This is a genomic window from Candidatus Avelusimicrobium fimicolum (assembly GCF_021632165.1).
Classification (GTDB): Bacteria; Elusimicrobiota; Elusimicrobia; order Elusimicrobiales; family Elusimicrobiaceae; genus Avelusimicrobium; species Avelusimicrobium fimicola.
This window is the reverse complement of record NZ_JAJWTS010000002.1, coordinates 51,205-75,333: the sequence shown is the minus strand read 5'-3', so window position 1 is coordinate 75,333 and position 24,129 is coordinate 51,205. Positions and strand designations below refer to the sequence as shown.

The window sequence follows — 24,129 nt, the reverse complement described above, 5'->3', positions numbered from 1 at the left end:
AAATTACTCTTTGCGTACCGTCAAGGTTACGCCGTCTAACTTTTCAACTACGCATTTTGTGCCGGCCGGTAAGGGTTCTTTTGCGGTGGCTTTCCAACTTTCGCCCTCCACTTTTACGCGTCCGGTCTCTTGCAAGGGGTCAATATCCGTTTCTACCACAGCCGGTTTGCCAAGCACGTCCTCGGCCGGGGTTTTAACGTCCTTGGCCTTGCCGTAGAGATGTTTTAAAGCAAAAGGGCGGACACCTATCCAGGTAATGGCGGAAACAGCGGCAAATATACCTACTTGGGCCCATAAACCCAGCCCCAAATAAGCCGCCACGGCGGCCCCTAACAATCCCGTACCCAAGCACGCAAGCGAAAATTCCATAGAAAACATTTCGCCCACAAAACAACCTACGGCAATAATTAGCCATACATAATAGTTCATTTTTCCCTCCTTGGGGTTAGCCCTTGATAATATCCAAATAGCCGCGCAGGTATTTTAGACGCCTTTCATCGCGGAGTTTATTTAAAGCATAAATCATATTGGCGATAAAACGCCGGATAATTAAATGGGATGAAAGCGGTGTTAAGAAGGAATCGTGCCAAGAGAGTTGGCGGAGTTCAATGTATTGGCGGCAGTCGCGCTCGCTTAAAATTTTTCCGTTATCCAACGGGTCAATGAACAATGCCTCACCCGTAGCAGGATTTTGCAAATTGACGAGTATCCGTCCGGCTAAATCAATCAGGTTTACATCCAGGCCAAAGCGTTGGCCTAATGCCGCATACAGACAAGCCATACATAAGCCGGAGCCGCGTTTTTTGGCTAAAAAACGGGAAAAAGACATATCCTTTACGTCCGCGCTGGCGGACAAGGCAGAAAATTGGCTTACATTAAAAATATAATGACCCAAAATAGCGGCAATTTCCCCATAATTGGCGGCATTTAATAAAGCCGGGCGTAAGTCTTGCGCCATACGGTCTAGCGGCGCGGAAATGTTCCCGCGTGCAGTGGTGGGACTGGTAAACTTGGCAAGTAAGGTGAGACCTTCTTCCAGATCCGGGTTGATTTTGTTGCAGTAGCGCGCCAATGCTTTGGCCAGGTCTTCCCAGCAGATTTCCTCTAATGCGTGGACGACGGTGCGCGGTGCCGAGGAGTGGAATTCTTCCTGCATTACGCGCTCTACCTGGTCGGGGTTTTGTTTGATAGCGACAGCCAACGCGTCCTTCAAAACGGGGCCGTATGCGTCGCCTTCCGTTTCCAAGAGTTTGATAAGTGCTTTGATGCCGTCGTAACCAAGAATAGTCATATAATAAAAGATAGCAAATTGGGGTTGTTTTTTCTACTGTTTTTTGAAGGGCATTTATTGACGGGGGAAAATATATTCCTTTAAATTTTGCCAACAAAAACCCCTCCCTGGGAATATCCCAAAGGAGGGGCTTTTCAGCAATATCGCTTCAAAAAAGTTATTGGATATCTTTTTCGTTGGCGGTGATTTGCAAGACTACGCGGCGGTTCTGCGCGCGGCCGGCAGCGGTAGCGTTGCTGGCAATCGGGTTGGCGGAACCATAGCCCACATAGGTAATGCTCTTGGTCTTTAAACCGCTGCCCAAGAGGAAATCGTACACGGCTTTGGCGCGTTGGGTGGAAAGTTTATTGTTAATAGCAGCCGAACCGGTAGAATCGGTGTATCCCTGTACCACAATGCGGTTTTTGGGATATTTTTTGAACACTCTGTTCAGGTCCGTCAGCGTTTGCATAGAATCGGCGCTGAGTTCGGAACTGCCGGTGGCGAACAAAATATCGTTCTTCAAATAAACTTGAATACCGTTATCGGTCTTGACGACTTCGGCGATTCTGGCCAATTCTTTGGCTTGTTTGTCATAATAATTGCCTAACGCACCGCCCGCAGCCAAGCCGGCAAGCGCACCGTAAATGGCACCGTGTTCGCTCTTGTGGCCCGTATTGTTGGCGATGATAGCACCGGCAGCCGCGCCTACGGCAGCGCCGCCAGCGGCACCCCAAGCGGTTCTTTTGCCGGGAGTCGTGCAGGCCGCGCCGAGTAAAGCGCAAACCGTGCAAAGCAAAACAACTTTCTTCATAGTAGATGTATCTCCTTGTACAACTTTTTTAAAGTAAATATATTTTACTTTTTTTAGCGTTTGCTTCAAAGTGTTTTTGACAAAAAAACGCATAAAAATAAAAAGCCCCGCGGGGGCGGGGCTTTTGTCATACAACCGGATAAAACTATTTGATTTCCAATTCCACGCGGCGGTTTTTGGCGCGTCCTTCGCGGGTTTTGTTGGAGGCAATTGGGTTCGCTTCGCCGTAACCGATAAAGGATACATTTTTAGCGGGTACGCCTTCCTTTACGAGTTCCAACGCTACGGCCTTGGCGCGGCGTTGGGAAAGGTCCATATTGTAATCGGCGGGGCCGAAGGAATCGGTGTAACCGGCTACGCGGACGGTATGATCCGGGTATTTTTTCAGCGCGCGGGCGGTTTGTTTAATGGGTTTTAAAGAGGCGGGGTCAATTTCGTCGCTGTTGTAGCGGAAATTAATCGGTTCTTTATAGGTCAAAACAACGCGGTCTGCCTTGCGGTTGACTTTGGCAACTTCGGTAAAATCTTTGTCGTCCACTACGGTTTTGGCGGGTTTGGCAGGTTCTTTCTTGGGGGCCGGTTTAGCGGCGGCTTGGGTTTGAACGGGCTTTTTAGTGGTTTTGCAGGTGTTTTTTGTGCAAGTGCAATGGCACGCGCCTAAAAATAAAGCAGCGGCCAAGATTGTAACTACTTTTTTCATAGAATCTCCTTGTTGTGTACAGTATGACTGCTCTGTATATATTTTACAAAATACGGCAGGTGGGTGCGCCCTTTTTTTTCATCAACTCGCGGTAGAGCCGGTAAACAGGCTTACCCAGTTTGGGGTGAACATAATCCGGCAACAGGTACGAGAGCGGTTTTAATACAAATTCCCGCTCGTGCAGGCGCGGATGCGGCAGAAATAAGTGATATTGCGGGTCGTCCTCAAACAGGACTAAATCGTCATAAAACAAAATATCCAAGTCAATTACGCGCGGGCCGTTGGTAAACGAGGGTTTTCTGCCCAGTTCCTTTTCCAACGCTTTTAGTTTTTTTAAAAGCGGCATTGGCTGAAAGGGGGTGCTTAAAATCAGCACTGTATTGATAAAATCTTCTTGGTGAGAATATCCTTCCGGTTTGGAAATAATATACGGAGCCACTTCTTTTACTGTTCCGGCGGCAGACAGGGCCTTAATGGCGCGGTCTATGTGTTCCTTGGCGGGGGCAATATTGCTGCCCAAAGCAATTACGGCACGGGGCATTAGTTTTCTCCTCTGTATTCTATCCAGCGGTCAGGCTCTTCGCCTACTTTTACGCTAAACAAATACGGCAACAGGGCATTTAGGCGGTTGTACATCCATACGGCCAGTTCTTCGGTGGTGGGTTGCTTTAAAAAGGTTCCCAGGTCGCAATCATCCAATTTTTCGTTAATTTCCTTTTGAAAGGTGTCCGCTAAAAGGCGGAAATCAATCAGGTAGCCCTCCGCATTAGTGGGGCCGTAAAAGGTAACCTCGTAATGGAAATGATGCGCGTGAACGGCCTCGGCCAAGGTGCCGCCGTGTCCGTGGCGCGCGGTAAAGGAGCCGCATTGGGTCAAATAGACCTTGCTCATTTGGCCCCCTGTAATTCTTGGTAAAAGTCCATAATTTTGCGTGTATCTTTTACGTCGTGCACACGCAAAATGTCCGCCCCGCCCTGCAAGGCTACTAAATTAGCGGCTAATGTTTGCGCCTTGCGTTTGGGGGGGAGTTCGCGCTTTTGCGCAAGAAAGGTTTTGCGCGACAGGCCGACTAACATTTGTACTCCCAAATCTTTAAAGAAAGATAAATGTTTTAAGAGTTCATAGTTTTGTTCGCGCGTTTTGGCAAAGCCGAAGCCTACATCTATAATCACGTTTTGCTTTGCAATCCCGCACGAAACGGCTTCGTCTATTTTGCGGGCCAAAAATTCTTTTATTTCACCCAATAAATCTTTATATTCCGTCATTGTTTGCATTGTCTGCGGGGTTCCGCGGGTATGCATTACCACAATTTTTGCGTTAAAATCTTTGACAATTTTAAACATTTCTTTATCCGGGGTACCGCTTACGTCGTTGATGATAGAAACGCCCGCCTTTAACCCCTCTAAGGCTACCGGAATTTTGACGGTATCTAACGAAACGGGTATTTGCGGCCAGGCCTTGCGCACCTCTTGTATAAGCGGCAAAACGCGGGCCAATTCTTCCTCCGCCGGAACGGGGGCGGCACTCGGGCGGGTGGATTCGCCGCCGATATCAAAAATATCTGCGCCGCCGTCTGCGTAATCTTTGCATTTGGCAAGCAAGGTGGGCAGATTGTTTTGCGGATTGCCGTCGTAAAACGAATCCGGTGTGGCGTTTACAATGCCCATTAATAGCGGTTTTGTCATAAGCGAGCCTATTTAATCATTTCCAAAAATTCGCTGCGCACTTCCATTTTTTTGAACGCACCGCGGATGGCACTTGTAACCATTACGGCATCGTGCTTTTCAATGCCGCGTGCGCTGATGCACATATGTTTGGCCTTGCAAACCACCATTACACCATAGGGTTGTAAAGTTTCCATTAAACTGTCGGCAATTTGCGCCACCAGTTTTTCCTGGATTTGCAGACGTCTGGCATAAACCTCCACCAGGCGCGCCAATTTGGAAATGCCAAGCACGCGCCCCTTGGGCAGATAGCCGATGCTGATTGTGCCGAAGAACGGTTGCAAATGGTGTTCGCAGGTGGAATAAAATTCAATATCTTTCAGCACCACCATTTCTTCGCAGGAACCTTCTGTAAAGGTTTTTAAGACGTCCTGCGGTTTCATTTTGTAACCGCCAAAGAGTTTTTGCCAACTGCGCACGATACGTTTGGGCGTTTCCAGTAATCCTTCGCGGGCCGGGTCGTCGCCGATATAGGCTAAAATTTCACGCAGGTTTTGCAAAATCTTTTCTTCGGTTAGCGGATGTTTATCAGTTTGTGCATTTGCAGGCTTAACCGGGCTGTGGGATGTTCTTTTAGCAGTTTTACGCATAAGTCAATGTTCTCCTGTTTGTTACTTTCGGGTTGAAGATAAATACGGGTGTGGTCGTTTTCATACGCATAGTATTTCTTCAAATCTGTTAAATCGGTGTCCTGTCCGACGACAATTTTGATAATATCCGCCTTTTTTAGCATTTCCGGACTGACGTATTTTTTGGGTGATACACACACAAAATCCGCTTGGCTGACGTTGCAGTCGCGTGCGCCGTTTGTTTCCAGGTGTACGGTGTAGCCGTGCTTTTTAAGCAGGGCAATCAGCGCGGGCAAATCTTGCTCGGTGGGTTCTCCGCCTGTAATAATAACGGTTTTTACCGGGTATTGTGCCAGGTCATTTAACAGAGCCTCTGCGCCCATTTCCTTGCCTGCGCCAAAGGCATATTTGGTATCGCAAAAGGAGCAGTTCATAGAGCAGCCGGACAGACGCAAAAAAACAGCGGGCATACCCGTATGGCGGCCTTCTCCTTGGATAGAATAAAAAGTTTCGTTAACCTTCCACGACGGCTGCGGCATTGTCGCTCTCCCAAATTTCCAATGTTTTTAGTTTTAAATCTTTTTTTGCCAGTTCTGCGCCGATTTTTTGGAACAGGTAATCGGCCAAATTTTCTGCGGTGGGATTTTCCACCAAATCGTTCAAAAAGCGGTGGTCTGGCAAGTTGTCGTCCAACAATTTTTTAATAACCTTAAAATCGCAGACCATCCCGTCCGGGCGTATTTCGCCCTCAATCACAAAAACAGCCTTCCAGGTATGCCCGTGCAGATTATGGCAGGGGCCGTCGTATTGCGGCAGACGGTGGGCCGAACTGAAAGAGCGGATAAGTTTTACTAACATTTATTTCTCCTCGGGAAGTGTATTAAAAATTTGTTGCATATAAATAAGGCATAAAATGATTTGGGCAAAGGTAAACAGCGGAATATTCCAGTATAGCCGTGCATACCACAGCGCAGACAACGGCCCCAGCATAAAAAAAGCCCATTTAAAAATAATCTTGCGCGGCAGTGCGCTGCGGGTAAACAGTTTGAAAAACATTCCCACCGCCCCGGCTACACAAAAGCCGAAAAGCATAACAAGCGGAATAGCAACAAGTGCTGACAGGCACGCCATTACCATTAGTGCCGAGGCCAAAGAGTCTTTTTGCTTGGCTAAATTATCTTGCGAGGTTACAAACGTCAGTTGTGGCGGAAGGTCCCGGCTTTGCACCCCGTTGGCGGCCGGCATATAGAGTTTATTTCCGCTGACTAACATTAAAATTTGCTCCTTTACCATATCCGCTTGTGTGGGCGGTGTGGTGCGTGAGGCATCAAACACCAGTTTTACATCACTGTCCGGCACGGTAACGCTGACCGCGTTTTTTGGTGCCGCCAATACACCTTTTTCAAAGGTAACTTCGGGGAAGTTTTTAAGCAGGACAGGCAGATTTTTATCAATATATGAACCCGCAAAAAAGTAGAAAACAACCAGCGAGAGCATAAACAGATAAATGCCGAACGCAATCATTTGTCCCCGCGTGGCAAAGGCCAGGCGGTGATAGAAACGGAAGGAAAAAATACTTTTTATATGCAACCAAATCATATGTCCATTATAGCAATTTGGGGGTTATTTTTTGTTCTGGCAGGTAAGCGGAGTTCCCAAAAAGTAGATTTGGTTCTTTTTAAACACGCAAGTAAGTTTGGCTGATTGCGGTGAGCCGTTTGCCGCAGGGGGCAAACCCTTTAAACAAGATATCCGCGTGCAGGAATAGGTTTTGCCGCACTCGGGAAAAGACGAGGTGGGAAAATTATCAATAAACCACGAAAAGGATAAATTGTAGTTGAGTGCTTTTAAAAAATTATCACAAGTCAGTTCGCCCTCAAAAGTGCAGGCGGGTTCGGCGGAGGAATTTTCGGTCGTCAGCGTTTGGGCGAGCAGGGTGTATCGTTCTGTATCTATGGGGTCGCCTTGTACGCGGTACACATCAAAGCATTTAAAGCCCGGTTTCTCTTTGGACGAGCAGAAAAATTGGTTAAAAATATCGTTGCCCGGGCAGGTGTCCTCCACGGCTGCGCCGTCGGTGGATAAATATTGCGGGGCTTCACGCACCGTTTGCGGTTTTTTACTGCCGCCGTCTGCCGCTTGGATAGCGGTGGCGCCCAGGATCAAGAATAAAAATAAAAATTTTTTCATAAGGGTATAGTAGCAAATTTATTTTTTTGTGCCGGTGTAAAAAATGATTAGTTCTTGTTTTTCCGTACGCACGCGGACGGGCGCGTACTTCTGTATGTTGCAAGTGCGGGCGGAATTTATTAAGATATATCCGTATTATCATCTCTATATTGTAAAGAGGGCTTATGTCCAATAACTTTTTTTCCTTTTTTTCCAAAAAAGAAGTTCCGTCCGTTGAAATTAATACTTTAACTCCGGAAATGTTTTCCTTTTTAAGCCAGTTCCCTACGGCTATTTTGCTGTTAGATGCTACGGGAAAAATTGCCTTTGCTAACGCCAGCGCGGCGACGTTACTCCACAGTAAAGTATCTTCTTTAACCGGGGCCAAGGTGGACCGTTTCGGCCTGACAATGCCGCAGGTGCGTACAATGGCGGAGGATAAAACCGCCAAAAAGGTGGTAATCCAACTCGTCAACCGGGATGCCGATGCCGTTTTTGTCAGTGCGGGTGCGAGCAATTTGGCCTCCACTCCGTTTATTATGCTGACGTTTGAAGCCGTGCCGCTTTTCAAACAACTAACAGCGGAAAAAAACTTTTTATCTTCTTTGTTGGACGGATATCCCTGTGCGCTTGCATTGCAAAATTTTGCGGGCGTTTGTACTTTGTGGAATAATGCAGCGGCCAAGTTGTTCGGCCATAAGTCGGCGGATGTAACAGGCAAAAGTATTTATGACTTTTTACCCAAGGAAATTATCCCGTCCGTCAAGCGCGTGGATGAACAGGTCCGCACCAAACTGGAACCGCGCGAGGGCGTACAACTGACGTATCGCAATACCAAGGGGGAGGAACGCGCCCTGAGTGTAAGCAAAACCTTGGTAAAAGGCGATAACGGCAAACCGCAATTTATTTTAACCTCGTTTGAGGACTGCACCGAGCGCCGTAATTACGAGCAGGACCTGTTGCAAAACCGTACTTTGCTGCGTGCTGTTTTGGATAACGTACCTTTGGGGCTTTATACGCGCGATTGCGACAACGAAATGACCTTTTACAACCGGCAGAGTATGACGGTGCTGGGCGAAACGGATGCAAAATGCGTCAATACCCCGCATCCGTATCAGGATAAAAATGTGGTGGCCGAGCATCATATCCGCGAACAAGAAGTTTTGAAAGAGGGAAAAATTCAAGACTATCCTTCCGAAGAATATGTGGACCACCACGGAAATAAAAAAATTTTACACTTAATCAAGGTGCCGCTTATGGATGCGGGGCCAAAACCCTTGGTGCTTTCTATTGTGGAGGACATCACCGAACGCCGCCAACAGGAAGAAAAAATTTCCCGTATGAACAGTATCCTTTCCGCCATTTTGCAAAATGCGCCTATCGGCCTGTATGCCCGTGGAGAGGACGGGACAATGTGGTTGCGCAACAAAAAATGCTGTGATATTTTTGGCGAAAAAGAGGAGGCCTTCTCTCTGGATGGTGCCTTGCCGCACGAAACGCCGGACCAAGTCAGCCAGTATATCACGCGTGAACACGATTTGTTAAAACAGGGCAAAACCCTGGATATCCCGGAGGAAGAATATGTGCTTGGCTCCGGCGAAAAGAAACTTTTGCATATGATTAAAGTGCCGATTACGGGTACTAATGGCGAACCCAATATGGTGATTACCCTGGCCGAAGATATCACGCAAAAGAAAGAGCAGGAAAAGGCTTTGATAGAAAATAAAAATTTCCTGCAAACCTTGTTGGACCAAGTGCCGGTGGCTATCTATTCACGCGGGGTGGACAAAAAAATCTCGTATGTAAACCGCCGCGCCTTGGAACTGTTCCCCGACGAAAATCCGGAAAAAGAGGACCCTTTCTATATCCAACGCGAAGACAGCATTTTCCACGACGGCAAAATGGTGGAATTTCCCGAGGAGTGGTACACCACCAAGCGCGGGGATAAAATCCTCTTGCATTTAATTAAAGCCCCGGTTTTTGACAAAGAGGGCAAGCCCTTTATGGTGCTGACGGTGGCGGAGGATATTACGCAAAAGAAAGCGCAGGAAAAGGCTATTGTCAATGCGCGCAACTTCTTGCAGACGGTTATTAACAACCTGCCTGTTTCCTTGTCTGTAAAAGATTACGACGGAAAATATATTTTGTGGAACAAAAAGGCCGAGGAAATCTTTGGCGCACTTGCCAAGGATGTTATCGGCAAGACCTCGTACCGCGCGGACTTGAACAAGGACCAGGCGGAGTTTGTACGCGAGTCCGATTTGCGTGTGTTTGATAACAAGCGCGAACAAAATATTCCGCAGGAACTTATATCCACGGCTACCGAGGGCGTAAAGATTATGCACACAGTTAAAACGCCGCTGTTTAACGAGGACGGCACCCCCAACTGTCTGCTTTCTGTTTCGGAAGATGTTACCGCCAAAACGCGTATGGAAAAGCAAATCCGCGAAGCGAGCGACAAAAACACTCTCTTGGTTGAAAACGCCCGCGAAGGAATTGCCATTTTGGAGGACGGCAAAATTATCTACGCCAACCGCGCCTTGTGCAGTTTGTTGGGATATGAAGATTTAGCCACCGTAAAAGGCAAAGCACTGTTGGACTTGGCAGTTGAGGATCACCGCTTGTTTTTAAAGGATAAATACGATGCTGTGGTGGCCGGGGCCGATGATGCTTCCTCTGCCATTGATTTGCGTATGATTAAAAAGAACGGGGCGGAAATAGAAGCCGAGTTTGCCGCCGTGGCCTCTACTTATTTGGGCCGGCGCATTGTGCTGGGCTTCGTGCGTGATGTAACGGGGGCCAACCGCACCCTGCGCGAGGTAAAAAATGAGCGCGCCAATTTCCGCGCCGCGTTTGAAAAATGCGTAACCCCGGCATTTATCTTATCGCATAAGGGATATATCAGCGTAATGAACGAGTCCTGCCGCAGTTTGTTTGCCCTTACGGAAGCGGATAAGAATTTCTACCGTAATGTCTATATAAAACCGGCCATTTCGCTCTCTGCGCGTAAACTGTTGCGTGCGGGGCAACCGGCCCAAATGGATTATACCTTTGATTTTGACCGCGCCGCGCGGCAGTTCCCCGGGCGCGTAAAGGGTACAGGCAAAATGCCGCTCTCCGTCAGTTTTGTGCCGATAAATAAGCGCGATGCAAAGGACGGCTCTATTGAGGCCGACTATGTGGTGTTTTTGGAGCCTAAAAAACAGCACACTCCGCTGCCGCCCGCCCCGCCGGTGCACGAAGTCATCACCAAAACTCCGCAGGAAATGCTTGTTTTGCCCAACAGCGAGCCTTACGCGCTGTGCAAGGATACTTGGCAAATTGACGTATGCAATGATTTATTTTCTTCCTTGTGCCAAAGACCGTTGGACGGGCTGACGGGAAAAGATATCCGCAGTATGTTTGATGAAGAATCCCGCAAGCGGTTGGAAACCGATTTAAAGGACCTCTTGCAGGACGGCACCTTGGTCAACCGCGAGTACCATATTTTGCTGGGTAACGGCCCGGAAAGCACAGCCGTTCGCCTGACGGCTATCAAGGAAACGGACGGACGGTATTTGTTTGTGTTCCGTAATATGGCATTTCACCGCCAAATTATGAAGATTTTAGAGGAGCGTTCCGCCCAACTAAACGCTTTGTTGGAAGCCACCGACGGTGTGGTCTTTACTGTATTGTTTGAAAACGGACGTTTCGGACACATTGAACAAGCGGGTAAACCGCTTGCGCACAAGTTGGGTTTTTCGCAGGATGAGTTGGTGCATAAGAATTTTGCCGATTTGTTTGACGATAAAAACCGCGGCGAAAAATTTTGCGCGTCCGTCTTGGCTCGCGCCCAAGAGGAACTGGCCTTGCAAGGCAAAACGTCCTTTAAACTGCCGGTACGCAGAAAGGACGGCACTACTTTTGAAGCGCAAACCGTATTGACCGCGCTGGATATGCCGGGGAAAGATTCGGCCTTGGTGGTGGTGCACGATTTGTCCGAGCAAATGGACCGTATGTCCAAAGACTCCAAGGAAGCGCAGGAATTAAAAAGCGTCCGCCAAGCTCTGCCCGGCCTCTATTTAAAAACCGATAATAACGGCCGGGTGTTGGAAGTGTATTCCAACTTGGACTATTTAAATAACCAGCAGGCCGCGGAACTGTTTTTGGATAAAAAACCCGCCGAATATTGGCCGGAGGAAGCCGCCGGACGGGCGCTGTTTGCTATTAAGGAATCGTTATCCATTAACGTAAGTTCCAACTTTGAGTTTTCGTGGACGGTGCCGGACAAACTGCGCCACTTTGAAGCAAGCGTAACGCCCATTTCCGGGCGGGATGAGGCTGTCCTGTGGGTAAAGGACGTTTCCAACTCCCACGCATACGACGAGCAAATACACGAACTGTATCATTTAACAAGCGAACCGGGGCTTTCTATTACCGACCAGGTAAATAAAGTATTGGCTTTTGGTTTAAAGGCGTTCCGGGCGGACGTGGGGCTTGTTCTGCGGTTTGAACAAGGCAAATTGGGCTTGGAAAGCCACGTCGTGTACGTTACTAAAAATGATTTTCATTTGGAGCGCCATATGGAATTTCCGGTAGAGGAATGTTTGGTAGATGTTCCCGATGGAAATGTGGTTATGTTCCCGGATTTGGGTAATGCTTCCTGTGAGCATTGTTTGCATAAGGAAAAGAACTTCGGCTCCTTGGCTGCGGCCCCTTTGTATGTGGGGGGAAAGGTGCAGGGCGCGCTGTGTTTTGCTTCCCGAGCCTCCCGCCGCAGTTTTGACGACGGAGCCGAGGAACTGTTGGGAATTATGGCGCGGCTGCTCGGCCTGCGCATAGAATTGCGCCAAACCGGCAAGCAGTTGGGCGAGGCTTCGCGCTCCTTGGCGCGGACGCTGGAATATGTGGAAATGCCCGCCGCTATTATTGACCTGGATTATCAGACAACCTTTGTGAATAATGCCCTGTTGCAGACGACGGGCAAGCGCATTGGCAATATGCTGGGACACGACTTTTTTGCAACGGTTATCCGTAATGACGATTTATCCAAACGGATGTTCAAATCGGCCGAAAATTCTGCCGCGGGAAACGCGTTTCAAGTGCGTATGGATTTATTGCACGAAAACGGTCTCTACCAAGATACCGCGTGGGACGTGTATGCGTGCAAAAATTCCGACGGAGAGATTGACGGCTATGCTTTAATCGCCTCCGGCAATTAAGTTTTCGTTTAGCAGTAGTGTTATTTAAGGGACGGCCTGTATTTTTCAGGCTGTCCCTTTTTGTGCTAATACTCTAATAGTGTGGCTCCATTAGTCAAAAGAGGGGAAAAGGCAAGCCGTCCGCAGGACTTCTTTTTAAAGGGTTGTTTTATTTTTTTTTTTTGTTAAAATTTTGAAAATTAAGGCCGGATATACCCGGATGTATCCGGTATATAAAAACGCGTATAAAAGGCCTTTTTGCCTAAATATAAAGACCTTAAAAAGGAGAAAAATGAAAGGAGTTACTTCTATGGTGTCATTCCCGAACTCAGCGGGCCGCTCCACTCTTGGGAATGACGGTTTAACAACAAGTGGCCGCACGGCAAGAGCCTTTGTCAAACGGTTGGTTGTTTTGTTTCTGATTACTCTATTTGCGGCGGTAAATGCTCCGGCGGAAATCATTTCCGCGGTGTCGTATAATCCGTCTCGTATGGGCGATTATGTTTATTTAAAGGTAGCCGATAAGGCTAATTTAAAAGGCGGTATTGAATCCAATACGATGACGGTCCGTTCCGGCGGTACTGTGAGCGCCAGTTCACCTAATTTAAATTATAATGTTCCCGCCGTGGTGGGGGAGTCCGGCTCTACGCTTGATATGCCGAACACGGCTATCCACGGGGCGGCGGCCAATACTTATGATAACTATCAGGCCGTCAATACGGGTACACCTAATGCACTTTTAAATAAAGTGTATGTAAACGGCGGAACGACAACGGTCAAAAGCGATTCGTATATATCCACGTTAGATGCGGTAAACCGCTTAAAACAGAAAGCGGCCACTCTGCGCGTTAATAAATTATCTGTCAGCGGCTCAGAGGATGCAAGCCTTTATGATGAAGCCACAACGGACGGGTTTACATTATCCGGGAACGATATTCCGCAGCCGACATCTTCGCACGTCAATACAGGCGCGGCACTTAGCAACTGCACCTTAAAATGGGAAGAGCGCGTAACAAGCAATAACCAAAAGGTAAAACTTTTGGCGCTTGCAAATTGTAATGGCAGTTCCGATGGGGATTTCTCCGGAAGCGAAAAGTGTACTTGGGGCAGCAAGGGCAATTTAATAAGTTGCCAAATAAGAGAATCTACCTATTGTCAATTATTAGATAATGGTTTAAGCCAAGTTGAGATTATGGTATCTTCTACTTGTGGGGCGGACCGCTATGTGGCTAATTCGTTGTCTGCATGCCCGACGGCCACGAGAGGCGCAACCTGCGTGGTGCGGGAACAACACAGTAACCGTATTGCTTGTAGATATGGGCAAATAAGTTCGTCCAAAACGGTAACAATGTGCCAAGGACGGATTTATACGGCAACTTGTAAACCTTCAAAATTATAGCATTAGGCGACTCATTTACCCCGGGGTACTATAAAAGGTCCCCGGGGTTTTTAAGTGTTTTTAAGGCTAACTATTTGCCCCAAATTTGTCTGGCTTTGGCATTGTCCGGCTGGACGGTTTGTGTTTCCAAATCTACGCGCCACTTACCGCAAGGAAAGGTGGATGCTTTTAATTGGGCGGTATTTACTCCTGTGCGGGCTTTGGCGTGGCAATAGACGGTAAATCCTCCCTGTGTGTTTAATTCCTGCACTTGCAACAGGCGCTCGCTTAACATAAATACGGCCCCTTGGCGGTTGTAGGACTTATTCATTTGATAGAAATATTTGTCTATTTTTGGCCCCGCCACGCGGGAGAGCAAAGCCTTGGCCTGCGATTCCTTGCTAATGGGTTGTGCGCCCCTTTTAGCGGTTTTTTCGGCCTGCTGTTGGCGTTGTTCGTTTAAATAAGCGTTGCGTCTGGTTTGCAGGCGGGTGGCGGCCTCTTCAATTTGTTTTAATCGTGCGGGATTTTCATACTCCTTATACGTCAGTTTTACAAGGCCGCTGTTTGAAACCGCACCTTTGGGGTCTGTGGTTACTTTGGTGGTGTTTACTAAATTGGAGTGCGTTACCTTAAAGGTTATTTTTCCCGGGGTGTATTTGCGTGCGCGGCCATAGTAAGCCAGGCGGGCGTCAAAATCTTTATTAAAGTCCAGCGTTACTTCGCTTTTGTCGCTGCGCCAGCAACAAGCATTTACGCAAGATTTTTTTAAATCCACCGCTTCGGCGGCCTCTTGCGGCCAAAAATGAAGATTAAATTGGTAGCAAGAGTCGTATTGTTTGCCGTCAAAGTCCAGTTTCTTGGCGGAAACTTCCAACCAAGGTTTTGTGGTGGCTACGCCGGAGTTGTTTAGCGGCGTATAACAAGCGGAAATTAGGCAGGCAAGCATTGCGCCGCAAAGTATTTTTTTCATACACTTTATTATAGTAACTTTTTTACAGAAAGGAGCATTTTGTGAAATTTATCCTGCCGTTAGTGGAAAACTTGCCGTATATTCCGGACAAATATAACGTGTTGATTGCGCAAATTATGTCTGCGGTACTGTTTGTGCTGATATTGTATGTGTTGGCGCGCATTAGCACTTGGTTTTGCAATACTTATTTGAGCAAACTGGTGCAGAAATTAAACTCCGAAAAGTGGTTTAATGCAATGCAAGAACACCGCTTTTTTACTGCGCTTGGTGTGGTGGTGGCTGCGCTGGTGGGCATTAATCTGCATCCGGCCTTTATTTCCGAGGATATCACTTGGCTGGCAACCTTAATGGGTAAACTGACGGGCCTGTTCGTGGTGATTAGTTTTTCGTGGCTGATTAATGCGCTCTTGGATACATTATCCCACCTGTACGGGCGCAACCCGAATATCCCCATAAAGGGGCTTGTGCAGGCGGTAAAAATCGTCGTCTTTTTGGGCACGGGGCTTTTTATATTGTCCTTGGTGTTGGGGCGCAAACCAATGTATATTATTACGGGTTTATCCGCTTTGGCAGCCGTATTTTCTTTAATTTTTAAAGACCCGATTTTAGGATTTGCCGCCAGTATTCAGTTGACTACAAACAAACTGATTAAAATAGGCGACTGGATTACCGTAGATTCTGCCGGGGCTGACGGAAATATTATTGATATTTCGCTTACCAGTGTGCGCGTGCAAAACTTTGATATGACGATTGTCAGCGTGCCGACTTACGATATGATTTCCAAACCGTTTAAAAATTGGAGCGGTATGTATGCAGCCAAGGCCCGGCGTATCCAGCGCAGTATTTTAATTGATGTGGATACGGTTAAATTTTTGGATAGCGATATGTTGGCGCGGTTGAAAAAAATTGAACTGTTAAAAGATTATTTGGCGGATAAAGAGGCCGAAATTGCGGCCTTTAATGCCAAGCGCAACGTAAAGGAAAATTTGATTAACGGACGGCATTTAACAAACCTGGGTACTTTCCGCCATTATGCGGAACTGTATTTGGCTTCGCGTCCGTATGTGGTATCAAATGACTCCAATTTTACTTTAATGGTCCGCCAATTAAAGCAAGAGTCTCAGGGTCTTCCGTTGGAAGTGTATTGTTTCTTAAACACGACGGTTTGGACCGATTACGAAGCGTTGCAGAGTGATATTTTTGACCATTTATTTGCTGTATTGCCGCAGTTTGGCCTGTATGCTTACCAACAGCCCAGCGGGCGGAATATTGCGCAAGGTATGGCAAATTTGTTGGATAACGCGCCCAAAGCGTAAAATTGCAGGTTTTGTTTGGCGTTCGCCCTAGTGCCTGTTTAGGCGCTAGGGCGTTTTTCGTGGAAAATTTTTGTCATATCCTCCCTCCCCGGGCGGCACCCTAGCGGGCTACTCAACAGCGGAAATGACGACAAGCAAAAAGGCAAAAGCAAAAGTCATCCCCGAGGGTTTTGGCGGCCCGCAGGGTTCGGGGATCTCGTAGCGGTGTCGTAAGGAAACAAGTCCGACGAACAACAGATCCTGGACTACAACTTTCCAGGATGACGGCAACGACAAACAACAGATTCCCGACTACGACATTCGGGAATGAGATCAAAAGGAAGCCCCGAAGGGTTTTGGCGGCCCACGAGGACCCGGCGCGGAGCGTTCCAGAATCTAATCCTAGTTTTATAACAACAGATCCTGGACTACGACTTTCCAGGATGACGGCAACGACAACCAACGGATTCCCGAGCACTATCGTTATTACACTTCTTTCGTTTGAAAGCACCATAAAAAAAGCCCGGCAATCAAAATGCCGGACTTTGGGTTTTGTAGGGAACCTCTGTAAATTCTACGGAATAGAATCCATAATTTTACGCAATTCTTCTTCACTTTTATCGCGCACTTCTACGGTTTTTTCCTTTCCTTTGGCGCCTTTTACAATAATAATGCTTTCTTCTGCCACGTTAAAGAAATCAGCCAGGAAGGTTTTCATAATGGCATTGGCGGCATCATCATCTACCTTTTTATTTTTAATCTTTACACGCAGTACGCTTCCAATGCGGCTAATTACCTCATTGCGTCCGGCGGTTGGGATTAAACGGACCTTTATAATCATAAACCCTCCAATGTTGTGGCAAATAAACGGCTGCCAATTCGCGGCAAGGTAGAGCCTTCCTCTACCGCCACCCTAAAATCTTCGCTCATCCCGAGAGACAAATACCGCTCGCCCCCGGGAAAATCTTGGTCAAAGGCTGTTTTGACCTGTTTAAAAATTTGGTGCAATTCCTCTTCGGATGCGCCTTGCGGAGCAATACCCATATACCCGCAAACTTTAATGTGTTCTAATTCCGCCAGTTTTTTGACTAATTTCCGCGCTTCTTCAAGCGGCAAGCCGGACTGGGTGTCTTTTTGCGTCAGTTTTATTTGTATAAGCGCACGGATGGTTTTTCCTTCCGGCGCAGTACGGTTCAAAGCCAAGGCGGTTTCTTCGCTATCCAAGGAGTCTATAAAGTCAAACAACCGCGCGGCCTTTGCCGCTTTATTTTTTTGTAAATGACCGATAAAATGTTTAACGGTTTTATACTTTGCAAAAACGGAACTTGTCCAACGTTTTTCAGCCTGTTGGACCCGAGATTCGCCGATATGCCGGATAAGGCCGCTATCCAAGAGCGTTAAAACATCTTTGTCTTGTGCGTACTTGGTTACCGCCATTAGGGATACATCCTGCGGGTTCCGGCCCGCCTTTTGGCACGCGGCGCACAGGGCAGACTCTACAAATTGCACATTTTTTATGAGTTCTTCTTCCCTGGTCATAAAAATCCCTTGACATATTATATCAAAATTTACTTTAATTGGGAAATTTTTTCTATTTGTACCCGTCGGGCACTCAACGGGGACGCGGTTAATTTTATACAATATATATTATGCAACGGGAAACAAAACGCAGTATGATTCTTATTTCCGCAGCCAACGGCCTTTTGCTCTTTGGCTATGGGCTTTCTTTACCGTTTTTTACCATTTATTTAATTACCCAACGGCATTTAACCCCCTCTTTGGCCGGCCTGGTGATAGCATTAGCCGGGCTGTCGCGCTGTGTATCCAGTGCTATCAGCGGTGAACTGGCTGATGCGTTTGGACGGAAAAATGTAATGATGTGGGGATTGTTTTCCCAAATTGTAGCAATGTTTGCGCTGGGGCTGTGTATTGAACTAAAAGTAAATGTGGGCTGGATGCTTATTTGGTACTTTTTAACCACCTTTTTGGGTGCTTTTTTCCGTCCGGCCTCTAATGCGTGGGTAACGGATAATACCACGCCAAAAGACCGCGTGGAAGCCTTTGGCATTATCCGCATCGGGCTTAATATCGGTTGGGCATTAGGCCCGGCTATGGGTGGATTTTTGGTACGCTATTCGTATAGTATGGCCTTTTATTTTACGGCTATTTTATATGCTGTTACTATTTTGTATTTGGGCCGCTTGGTGCAGGATAACCATATTCCGTGCAAATCCCGCAAACCCAGTTTTGTTTCCACTTTGCTTGCTTTGAAAGATACGCGGCTTGCCAAGATGTGCTTGTATGTACTGCTGATTACGGCGGTAAACTCCCAGTTGGTGGTGGGGCTTTCGGTGCATTGTAAGCAATATTTGCATATGCCGGAATATTATATTGGGTGGCTGTTTACCGTAAATGGTCTGGTGGTGGTTTTTTTGCAATATTGGGGTACTGTGCTAATGAGCAAAATCCGCCTTTCTACGGCAATGCTGCTAGGTTGTCTGGCTTATGCGGTGGGGTTCGGTTCGGTGGGCTTTTTTAACAGTTTTCTTTTAATTGCTTTCGGTGTGTTTTTAGCCGGGGTGGGGGAATTGCTTGTATCGCCCGGAGAACAAACCTTGGTGTCCAATATCGCTTCGCGCGAAACCCGCGGGCGGTATTTGGGGATGTTAATGGTATTTTATAATTTAGGTTCAGCGGTCGGTTTTTTTATAGCGGGTCTGTTGGGCGATTATGTGGCCCCTCATTATTTGCCGGGTCCGTGGCTGATTGTGGGCGCGGTAGCCGTGTTGGCGGGTATCGGTTTTTGGCGTATGCGTTACAGCCTTACGGACAGCGAGGACGGCAAGACAAACGTCCCTGTGCCGATTAAAAAAGATACAATTACTTTAAACTAATTAAGGAGAGTCGTATGAGAGGAATTGTTTTTGCGTTGCTGACGTTAGTCTTGGGGGCTTTGATTGGCCTGGGCCTGGAAAAACTGGCCGCCTATCTGCCCCAACAGTTAGACCACGCCTTAACGCGCGTTTACACGGTGGGGATTCACCCTTTGGCCCTGTGCGTGAGTATTTGCGGAATTATCGGCTTGGTGTTGGGCTATTTGATTATTGCCAAATTTGTGCGTAAATAATATGAACTTAATTTTAGCCTCCAAATCCCCGCGCCGCATTGCGCTGTTAAAGGAATTAGGGTTTACTTTTGATATTATTCCGTCCCAAAACCCCGAAACAAGCACCAAAAAGCGCCCCGCGGCCCGCGTAAGCGAACTGGCGGAACAAAAAGCCTTTGATGTTGCCCAAAAATATCCGGGTGCGGTGGTAATCGGCGCAGATACGTTAGTATTTTGCAAGGGGGAAATTATCGGCAAACCCAAGGATAAAAAGGATGCCTTGCGTATTTTAAACAAGTTAAACGGCTCCTGGCAGTCCGTTTATACCGGGGTGTGCATTATGTGCCTAAACGAGCATAAAATGCTCTATGGGTACGATATTTCAAAATGTAAGGCGCGAACTTTGTCGCCAGAACAACTGGACCACTTAGCCGGGAAACATATGGATAAAGCCGGTGCCTATGCCGTGCAGGACGAGGAAGACCCGTTTATAGAGCGTATCGTCGGCAGCCGCAGTAATGTGGTGGGGTTTCCGGTGGAATATTTCCAAAAATTATTTAAGGAGTTTTTAGCATTATGAAAGAAGTGGATTTGCTTATTATTGGTGCCGGGCCTGCCGGGTGTAGCGCGGCTATTTATGCGGTGCGGGCGGGGGTAAAACCCGTGATTGCCGGCGGTGCGGTTCCGGGCGGACAATTACTGACTACGCCGGATATTGAAAACTACGCCGGGTTTGTTAATCCCGTAGGCGGGTTTGAATTAATGGACAATATGCACAAACAATGCAAACGCCTGGGCGTGGAATTTACGCCGGAAGAAATTGCCAAAGTGGAGGGGGAAAAATCGCCTTTTACGCTTACAACGACCGACGGCAAGCAATATTTGGCGAAAAGCGTTGTCGTTGCCACGGGGGCCAAGGCCCGGTGGCTGGGGTTGCCCGGTGAGGAAAAATTTATCGGACGCGGCCTTTCAGCCTGTGCCACTTGCGACGGATTTTTTATGCGCGGCAAAACGGTGTGCGTCGTGGGGGGCGGCAATACGGCTTTTGAAGATGCTCTCTTTTTATCGCAATTTTGTCCCGAAGTGAATTTAATTCACCGCCGTGATGCTTTCCGTGCCGACCAGGTAACGGTTGAAAAGGTAAAGTCCAACCCTAAAATTAAACTGGTGCTTAACAGTGTGCCTGTGGAACTTTTGGGCGGTGAAACGCTGGAAGGCGTAAAGGTAAAAAATGTAAAAACAGGAGAAATCGGCCAAATTTCCTGCTCTGGCTTGTTCGTAGCCATTGGCGCCGAACCGCAGACAGCCTTTTTAAAGGATTCTTTGGTGGCGCTTGCCGATAATGGGCTTGTGCTTGCGGACGAGCGCACGCATACCACCATTGAAGGCATTTTTGCAGCGGGTGATTGTGCCGATAAACACTACCGGCAGGCAATTATCGCCGCCGGAAACGGAGCCAAAGCGGGTATTGAAGCCGCCGCTTTTGTGAATTTGCACCGTTAGTCTTGCTTTTTGATAAAAAACCCCGTGCGTATTTTTTCGTGCGGGGTTTTTATGTAGCGTTCCCGCGTGGGTAGTCCAAATTTAGTAAAATATATATTCTATGATAGAGATTAAAGACCTTTCCTTCCATTTTGGCTTGCGCACTTTGTTTGAAGATACCTCCGTAATGATTCAAGACGGACAAAAAGTGGGCCTTGTCGGCCCGAACGGGTGCGGTAAAAGTACGCTTTTTAAACTGATTGAAGGAAAGTTCTCCCCCGACGGAGGAAAAATAGACATCTCCCGCGGTACGCAAATTGCATCCGTGGCGCAGGAAATTACGGATCCGTCGGTACCGCTGCTAGATTATGTTTTGTCTGCGGATAAGGAATTGTCCTCTTTGCAAAAAGAATTGGAAAATCCCGCCATTTCTGGCGAACGTATGGCAGAAGTGTTTGATAAATTGGAGTTTTTGGGGGCGCACAGTGCCGAGGCCCGTGCAAGTGCTATTTTAAGCGGGTTGGGGTTTTTAAATGCCGACTTTTGCCGCCCGTTAAAGGAATTTTCCGGCGGTTGGCAAGTGCGTGCTAATGTGGCGGCTTGCTTGTATGCGCCGTCTAACTGCTTGCTGTTGGACGAACCCACCAACCACTTGGATTTGGAAACCGCAATGTGGCTGGAAAATTACCTTGTCCGTTTGGACAAAACCGTTTTTATCATCAGCCACGACCGCCATATTTTAAACCGTCTGTGCGATAAAATTATCCACGTGGAGGACGGACAGTTAAAACTCTACAACGGAAATTATGATACTTATGAGCGCACCCGTGCGGCCGCCATTGAGGGCTTGCGTTTGGCGGCTGCCAAGCACGAGCGTGTGGTAGCGCATTTGCAGTCGTTTGTGGACCGGTTCCGTTACAAGGCTACCAAGGCCAAACAGGCGCAGAGCCGTATTAAAATGATTGAAAAATTAGGAGCCGCGCCGCAAATACCCAAAGACCCTGAATCCCATTTTGAATTTCCGTCTCCGGTGCGTTTGCAAAATTCCTTAATCACTATTGAAAACGGCGTAGCCGGGTATGACGATAAGCCTGTTTTGAGCGGTTTAAATTTGCGCATAGAACCGGATGACCGCATTGCGCTGTTGGGGGCAAACGGAAACGGTAAATCTACCTTGGCTAAAATTTTGTCTCACCGCTTGCTTTTGATGAGCGGCAAAATGACTGTTGCCAAAAAAATGAAGATTGCGTATTTTTCCCAGCACCAGACCGAAGAGTTGGACGTGGAAAAAACACCGTATGAGCAACTTTCCGCCGTAATGCCCTTGGCTACGGAAACGCAGGTCCGCGCGCAGTTGGGCGCGTTTGGCTTGAACAAGGCCAAGAGCGATACGGAAATCGGTAAACTTTCAGGGGGCGAAAAATCCCGCCTGCTCTTGGCGCTTATTACCAAAGATGCCCCTCACTTGCTTATTTTGGACGAACCTACGAACCATTTGGATATCCAATCCCGCCAAGCACTCTTGGAAGCATTAAATGAGTACCAAGGGGCGGTGGTGCTGATTACGCACGATTTGCACGTTATTGAACTCACTTGCGATACCTTGTGGATTGTCCGCCACGGTACTTGCCAGACTTTTACGGGTGATTTGGACGATTATAAAGCCCAACTCTTAAAAAATAACGACCGCAACGACCTGGCAAGCGACAAAATGACTTCCAAAGAGGCTCAGCGTAAGGCCGCCGCCGAGCGGCGCGCGCGCGTTGCTCCGCTAAAAAAAGAAATCCGCGCGTTAGATGAAAAAATAGAAAAACTATCCGCCCGGAAAAAGACGTTGGAGGAACAACTGGTGGCTGAATATTCGGCGGACGGGAGCATTGAATTGGCACTTTTAAATGACCAGTTAAAAAATGCCGAAGAAGATTGGTTGCGCTTAAACGAAGAATGCGAGGCCGCCTTGGTGGAGGATAAGTAATGAACGCTTTTGAATTATTGCCCGGATTTTTGCAAAATGCCCTAAAACGCTTGGATATTACGGAGCCAACCCCCGTACAGGAGGGAGCGATTGCTCCTGCTTTGCGCGGACAAGATGTGTTGGCAACCGCCCAGACGGGAACAGGTAAAACCTTTGCTTTTTTGCTTCCGTTGGCGGCTCGGCTGACGGATAACCCGCAGGAAAATGCGCTTATTTTGTCGCCTACGCGGGAACTGGCCCAGCAAACCTATGCGGAACTTAACAAACTGACAGATGAAGAACATCCGCTGTCCTCTGCTTTAATTATCGGCGGAGATAATATACATAAACAATATGCCGATTTGCGTCGCCGCCCGCGTGTGATTATTGCCACGCCGGGCCGTTTGCTGGACCATATGGCCCGCAAGAGTGTGGATGTTAAGCAGGTGCGCTATTGGGTGCTGGACGAAACGGACCGTATGCTGGATATGGGGTTTATTGATGATATGCGTAAAATTGCCGCTGCCTTACCAACTCCGCGCCAAACGCTCCTTTTTTCGGCTACGCTCCCTAATGAAATTGTAGGGCTTGCCAATGAATTTTTGCACCGGCCTGCCCGCGTAAAAATCGGCTCCGTAACGTCGCCTGCCGATTTGGTGGTACAGGAAATTGTGCAGGTGTCCGTGCGCGAAAAATTGCCGCAGTTACTTCACGAATTAAACACGCGGCCCGGCTCTATTTTGGTATTTACGCGCACCAAACACGGAGCGGAACGCTTGGCGAAGCAACTTAAACTGTATGGACAAAAGGCCAATGCTTTACACGGAGATTTGCGCCAAAACCGCCGCCGCCAAGTGTTGGAATTTTTTAGGAGCGGTGCGGTGCGGGTATTGGTGGCTACCGACGTGGCCGCCCGCGGGATTGACGTGCCCAATTTATCTTGTGTGATTAATTACGATTTGCCCCAGTCCCCCGAAGATTATATCCACCGTATCGGCCGTACGGGCCGCGCGGGAGCGGTGGGGGCGGCGGTATCGCTCATTTCCGACGATATGGATAAGTGGAGCGATATTTGCAAGGTTACTAAATTTTCAATACCGGTCAAAAAAATTCAAAAGACGATTGAGCCTTTACCCGCACCTAAATTTGTAGCGCAGGAAGAAGGCGCGGCTCACGCTAAAAACCGCCGTAAACGCGAGGCCCGCCCGTCCAAGGCAACCGAAGTCGCCAAGCGGTTATTGGCCGAGGGCGAAGTGTATTTGCCCCAAACCCCGCGCGTGGAAGCCGTGCTTAAACCGATTCCGCTTAAAAAGCCTAAAACTTTCCGCAAAGCCGCCGATACCGCGCGGATATTGGGTGAAACCGAACTGCCGAAAAACCCCTTTGCCGTGCGTGTGGGCGCGAGTAAAAAGAAATTAAAGCAGTTGCAGGACAAAAAAGCCTTTGCTCCCCAAGATAGCAAACGCTTTTCCAAGTTCTTCAAACGCAAGAAAAACGGCAGGTAAGCAAATTAGA

At 47.9% G+C, this 24,129-nt stretch carries 24 protein-coding genes; 9 read left to right on the top strand and 15 right to left on the bottom strand.

Annotation, left to right across the window (positions count from 1 at the left end):
• Nucleotides 1-3: 3 nt before the first annotated feature.
• The 12 genes from ACQY2K_RS01670 to ACQY2K_RS01615 all read right to left on the bottom strand — a co-directional run bounded on the left by ACQY2K_RS01670 (nt 4) and on the right by ACQY2K_RS01615 (nt 7,267).
• On the bottom strand, nt 4-429 hold the full coding sequence (locus ACQY2K_RS01670) for an NfeD family protein (RefSeq protein WP_428039949.1): 426 nt from the start codon (nt 427-429) through the stop codon (nt 4-6).
• A 16-nt stretch (nt 430-445) separates the two neighbouring features.
• Nucleotides 446-1,291: a transglutaminase family protein gene (locus ACQY2K_RS01665; RefSeq protein ID WP_428040499.1), complete on the bottom strand. Its 846-nt coding sequence runs from the start codon at nt 1,289-1,291 to the stop codon at nt 446-448.
• Between the two features lie 157 nt (nt 1,292-1,448).
• Nucleotides 1,449-2,084 (bottom strand): OmpA family protein, encoded by a 636-nt coding sequence (locus tag ACQY2K_RS01660; RefSeq protein WP_428039947.1) that lies wholly within the window; start codon nt 2,082-2,084, stop codon nt 1,449-1,451.
• Between the two features lie 145 nt (nt 2,085-2,229).
• Nucleotides 2,230-2,784 (bottom strand): OmpA family protein, encoded by a 555-nt coding sequence (locus tag ACQY2K_RS01655; protein ID WP_428040498.1) that lies wholly within the window; start codon nt 2,782-2,784, stop codon nt 2,230-2,232.
• A gap of 43 nt (nt 2,785-2,827) precedes the next feature.
• On the bottom strand, nt 2,828-3,325 hold the full coding sequence (folK, locus tag ACQY2K_RS01650) for a 2-amino-4-hydroxy-6-hydroxymethyldihydropteridine diphosphokinase (RefSeq protein ID WP_428038311.1): 498 nt from the start codon (nt 3,323-3,325) through the stop codon (nt 2,828-2,830).
• A complete protein-coding gene (locus ACQY2K_RS01645) occupies nt 3,325-3,675 on the bottom strand; it encodes a 6-pyruvoyl trahydropterin synthase family protein (protein WP_428040497.1) in 351 nt (116 codons plus the stop codon). The genes folK and ACQY2K_RS01645 overlap by 1 nt, the downstream gene beginning before the upstream one ends.
• Complete coding sequence (folP, locus tag ACQY2K_RS01640; protein WP_428040496.1) at nt 3,672-4,469, bottom strand: dihydropteroate synthase; 798 nt, start codon at nt 4,467-4,469, stop codon at nt 3,672-3,674. Before folP ends, ACQY2K_RS01645 begins: the two co-directional genes overlap by 4 nt.
• A gap of 8 nt (nt 4,470-4,477) precedes the next feature.
• Complete coding sequence (gene folE / locus ACQY2K_RS01635) at nt 4,478-5,098, bottom strand: GTP cyclohydrolase I FolE (protein WP_177748889.1); 621 nt, start codon at nt 5,096-5,098, stop codon at nt 4,478-4,480.
• Nucleotides 5,023-5,616, bottom strand: a complete 594-nt coding sequence (locus ACQY2K_RS01630) for a 7-carboxy-7-deazaguanine synthase QueE (protein ID WP_428040495.1) — start codon at nt 5,614-5,616, stop codon at nt 5,023-5,025. The genes folE and ACQY2K_RS01630 overlap by 76 nt, the downstream gene beginning before the upstream one ends.
• On the bottom strand, nt 5,591-5,935 hold the full coding sequence (locus tag ACQY2K_RS01625; RefSeq protein WP_177748893.1) for a 6-carboxytetrahydropterin synthase: 345 nt from the start codon (nt 5,933-5,935) through the stop codon (nt 5,591-5,593). Before ACQY2K_RS01625 ends, ACQY2K_RS01630 begins: the two co-directional genes overlap by 26 nt.
• Entirely contained in the window at nt 5,936-6,676 is a 741-nt protein-coding gene (locus ACQY2K_RS01620) for a DUF1189 family protein (protein WP_428040494.1), read from the bottom strand.
• 24 nt (nt 6,677-6,700) lie between these two features.
• On the bottom strand, nt 6,701-7,267 hold the full coding sequence (locus ACQY2K_RS01615; protein WP_428040493.1) for a hypothetical protein: 567 nt from the start codon (nt 7,265-7,267) through the stop codon (nt 6,701-6,703).
• Between the two features lie 164 nt (nt 7,268-7,431).
• Here ACQY2K_RS01615 and ACQY2K_RS01610 point away from each other — a divergent pair, with 164 nt between their 5' ends.
• On the top strand, nt 7,432-12,447 hold the full coding sequence (locus ACQY2K_RS01610; protein WP_428040492.1) for a PAS domain S-box protein: 5,016 nt from the start codon (nt 7,432-7,434) through the stop codon (nt 12,445-12,447).
• Between the two features lie 271 nt (nt 12,448-12,718).
• Nucleotides 12,719-13,825: a hypothetical protein gene (locus tag ACQY2K_RS01605; RefSeq protein ID WP_428040491.1), complete on the top strand. Its 1,107-nt coding sequence runs from the start codon at nt 12,719-12,721 to the stop codon at nt 13,823-13,825.
• Between the two features lie 70 nt (nt 13,826-13,895).
• Here ACQY2K_RS01605 and ACQY2K_RS01600 read toward each other — a convergent pair whose 3' ends face one another.
• Nucleotides 13,896-14,777, bottom strand: coding sequence for a hypothetical protein (locus ACQY2K_RS01600; protein ID WP_428040490.1), 882 nt, complete (start codon nt 14,775-14,777; stop codon nt 13,896-13,898).
• Between the two features lie 41 nt (nt 14,778-14,818).
• Here ACQY2K_RS01600 and ACQY2K_RS01595 point away from each other — a divergent pair, with 41 nt between their 5' ends.
• Nucleotides 14,819-16,093, top strand: a complete 1,275-nt coding sequence (locus ACQY2K_RS01595) for a mechanosensitive ion channel family protein (protein WP_428040489.1) — start codon at nt 14,819-14,821, stop codon at nt 16,091-16,093.
• A gap of 553 nt (nt 16,094-16,646) precedes the next feature.
• Here the strand turns inward: ACQY2K_RS01595 and ACQY2K_RS01590 are convergent.
• Nucleotides 16,647-16,913, bottom strand: a complete 267-nt coding sequence (locus ACQY2K_RS01590; protein WP_177747271.1) for a DUF167 family protein — start codon at nt 16,911-16,913, stop codon at nt 16,647-16,649.
• Nucleotides 16,910-17,611 (bottom strand): YggS family pyridoxal phosphate-dependent enzyme, encoded by a 702-nt coding sequence (locus ACQY2K_RS01585; protein WP_428040488.1) that lies wholly within the window; start codon nt 17,609-17,611, stop codon nt 16,910-16,912. The genes ACQY2K_RS01590 and ACQY2K_RS01585 overlap by 4 nt, the downstream gene beginning before the upstream one ends.
• Nucleotides 17,612-17,721: 110 nt before the next feature.
• Between ACQY2K_RS01585 and ACQY2K_RS01580 the strand changes: the two genes are divergently transcribed.
• The 6 genes from ACQY2K_RS01580 to ACQY2K_RS01555 all read left to right on the top strand — a co-directional run bounded on the left by ACQY2K_RS01580 (nt 17,722) and on the right by ACQY2K_RS01555 (nt 24,119).
• Nucleotides 17,722-18,966 (top strand): MDR family MFS transporter, encoded by a 1,245-nt coding sequence (locus tag ACQY2K_RS01580; RefSeq protein ID WP_428040487.1) that lies wholly within the window; start codon nt 17,722-17,724, stop codon nt 18,964-18,966.
• 14 nt (nt 18,967-18,980) lie between these two features.
• Nucleotides 18,981-19,199: a hypothetical protein gene (locus tag ACQY2K_RS01575; protein ID WP_177747262.1), complete on the top strand. Its 219-nt coding sequence runs from the start codon at nt 18,981-18,983 to the stop codon at nt 19,197-19,199.
• 1 nt (nt 19,200) lies between these two features.
• On the top strand, nt 19,201-19,758 hold the full coding sequence (locus ACQY2K_RS01570; protein ID WP_428040486.1) for a Maf family protein: 558 nt from the start codon (nt 19,201-19,203) through the stop codon (nt 19,756-19,758).
• Entirely contained in the window at nt 19,755-20,681 is a 927-nt protein-coding gene (trxB, locus tag ACQY2K_RS01565) for a thioredoxin-disulfide reductase (RefSeq protein ID WP_428040485.1), read from the top strand. Before ACQY2K_RS01570 ends, trxB begins: the two co-directional genes overlap by 4 nt.
• A 100-nt stretch (nt 20,682-20,781) precedes the next feature.
• Nucleotides 20,782-22,635, top strand: coding sequence for an ABC-F family ATP-binding cassette domain-containing protein (locus tag ACQY2K_RS01560; protein ID WP_428040484.1), 1,854 nt, complete (start codon nt 20,782-20,784; stop codon nt 22,633-22,635).
• Nucleotides 22,635-24,119 carry a DEAD/DEAH box helicase gene (locus ACQY2K_RS01555; RefSeq protein WP_428040483.1) on the top strand — a complete coding sequence of 495 codons (1,485 nt, stop codon included), beginning with the start codon at nt 22,635-22,637 and terminating at the stop codon, nt 24,117-24,119. The genes ACQY2K_RS01560 and ACQY2K_RS01555 overlap by 1 nt, the downstream gene beginning before the upstream one ends.
• Nucleotides 24,120-24,129 lie beyond the last annotated feature (10 nt).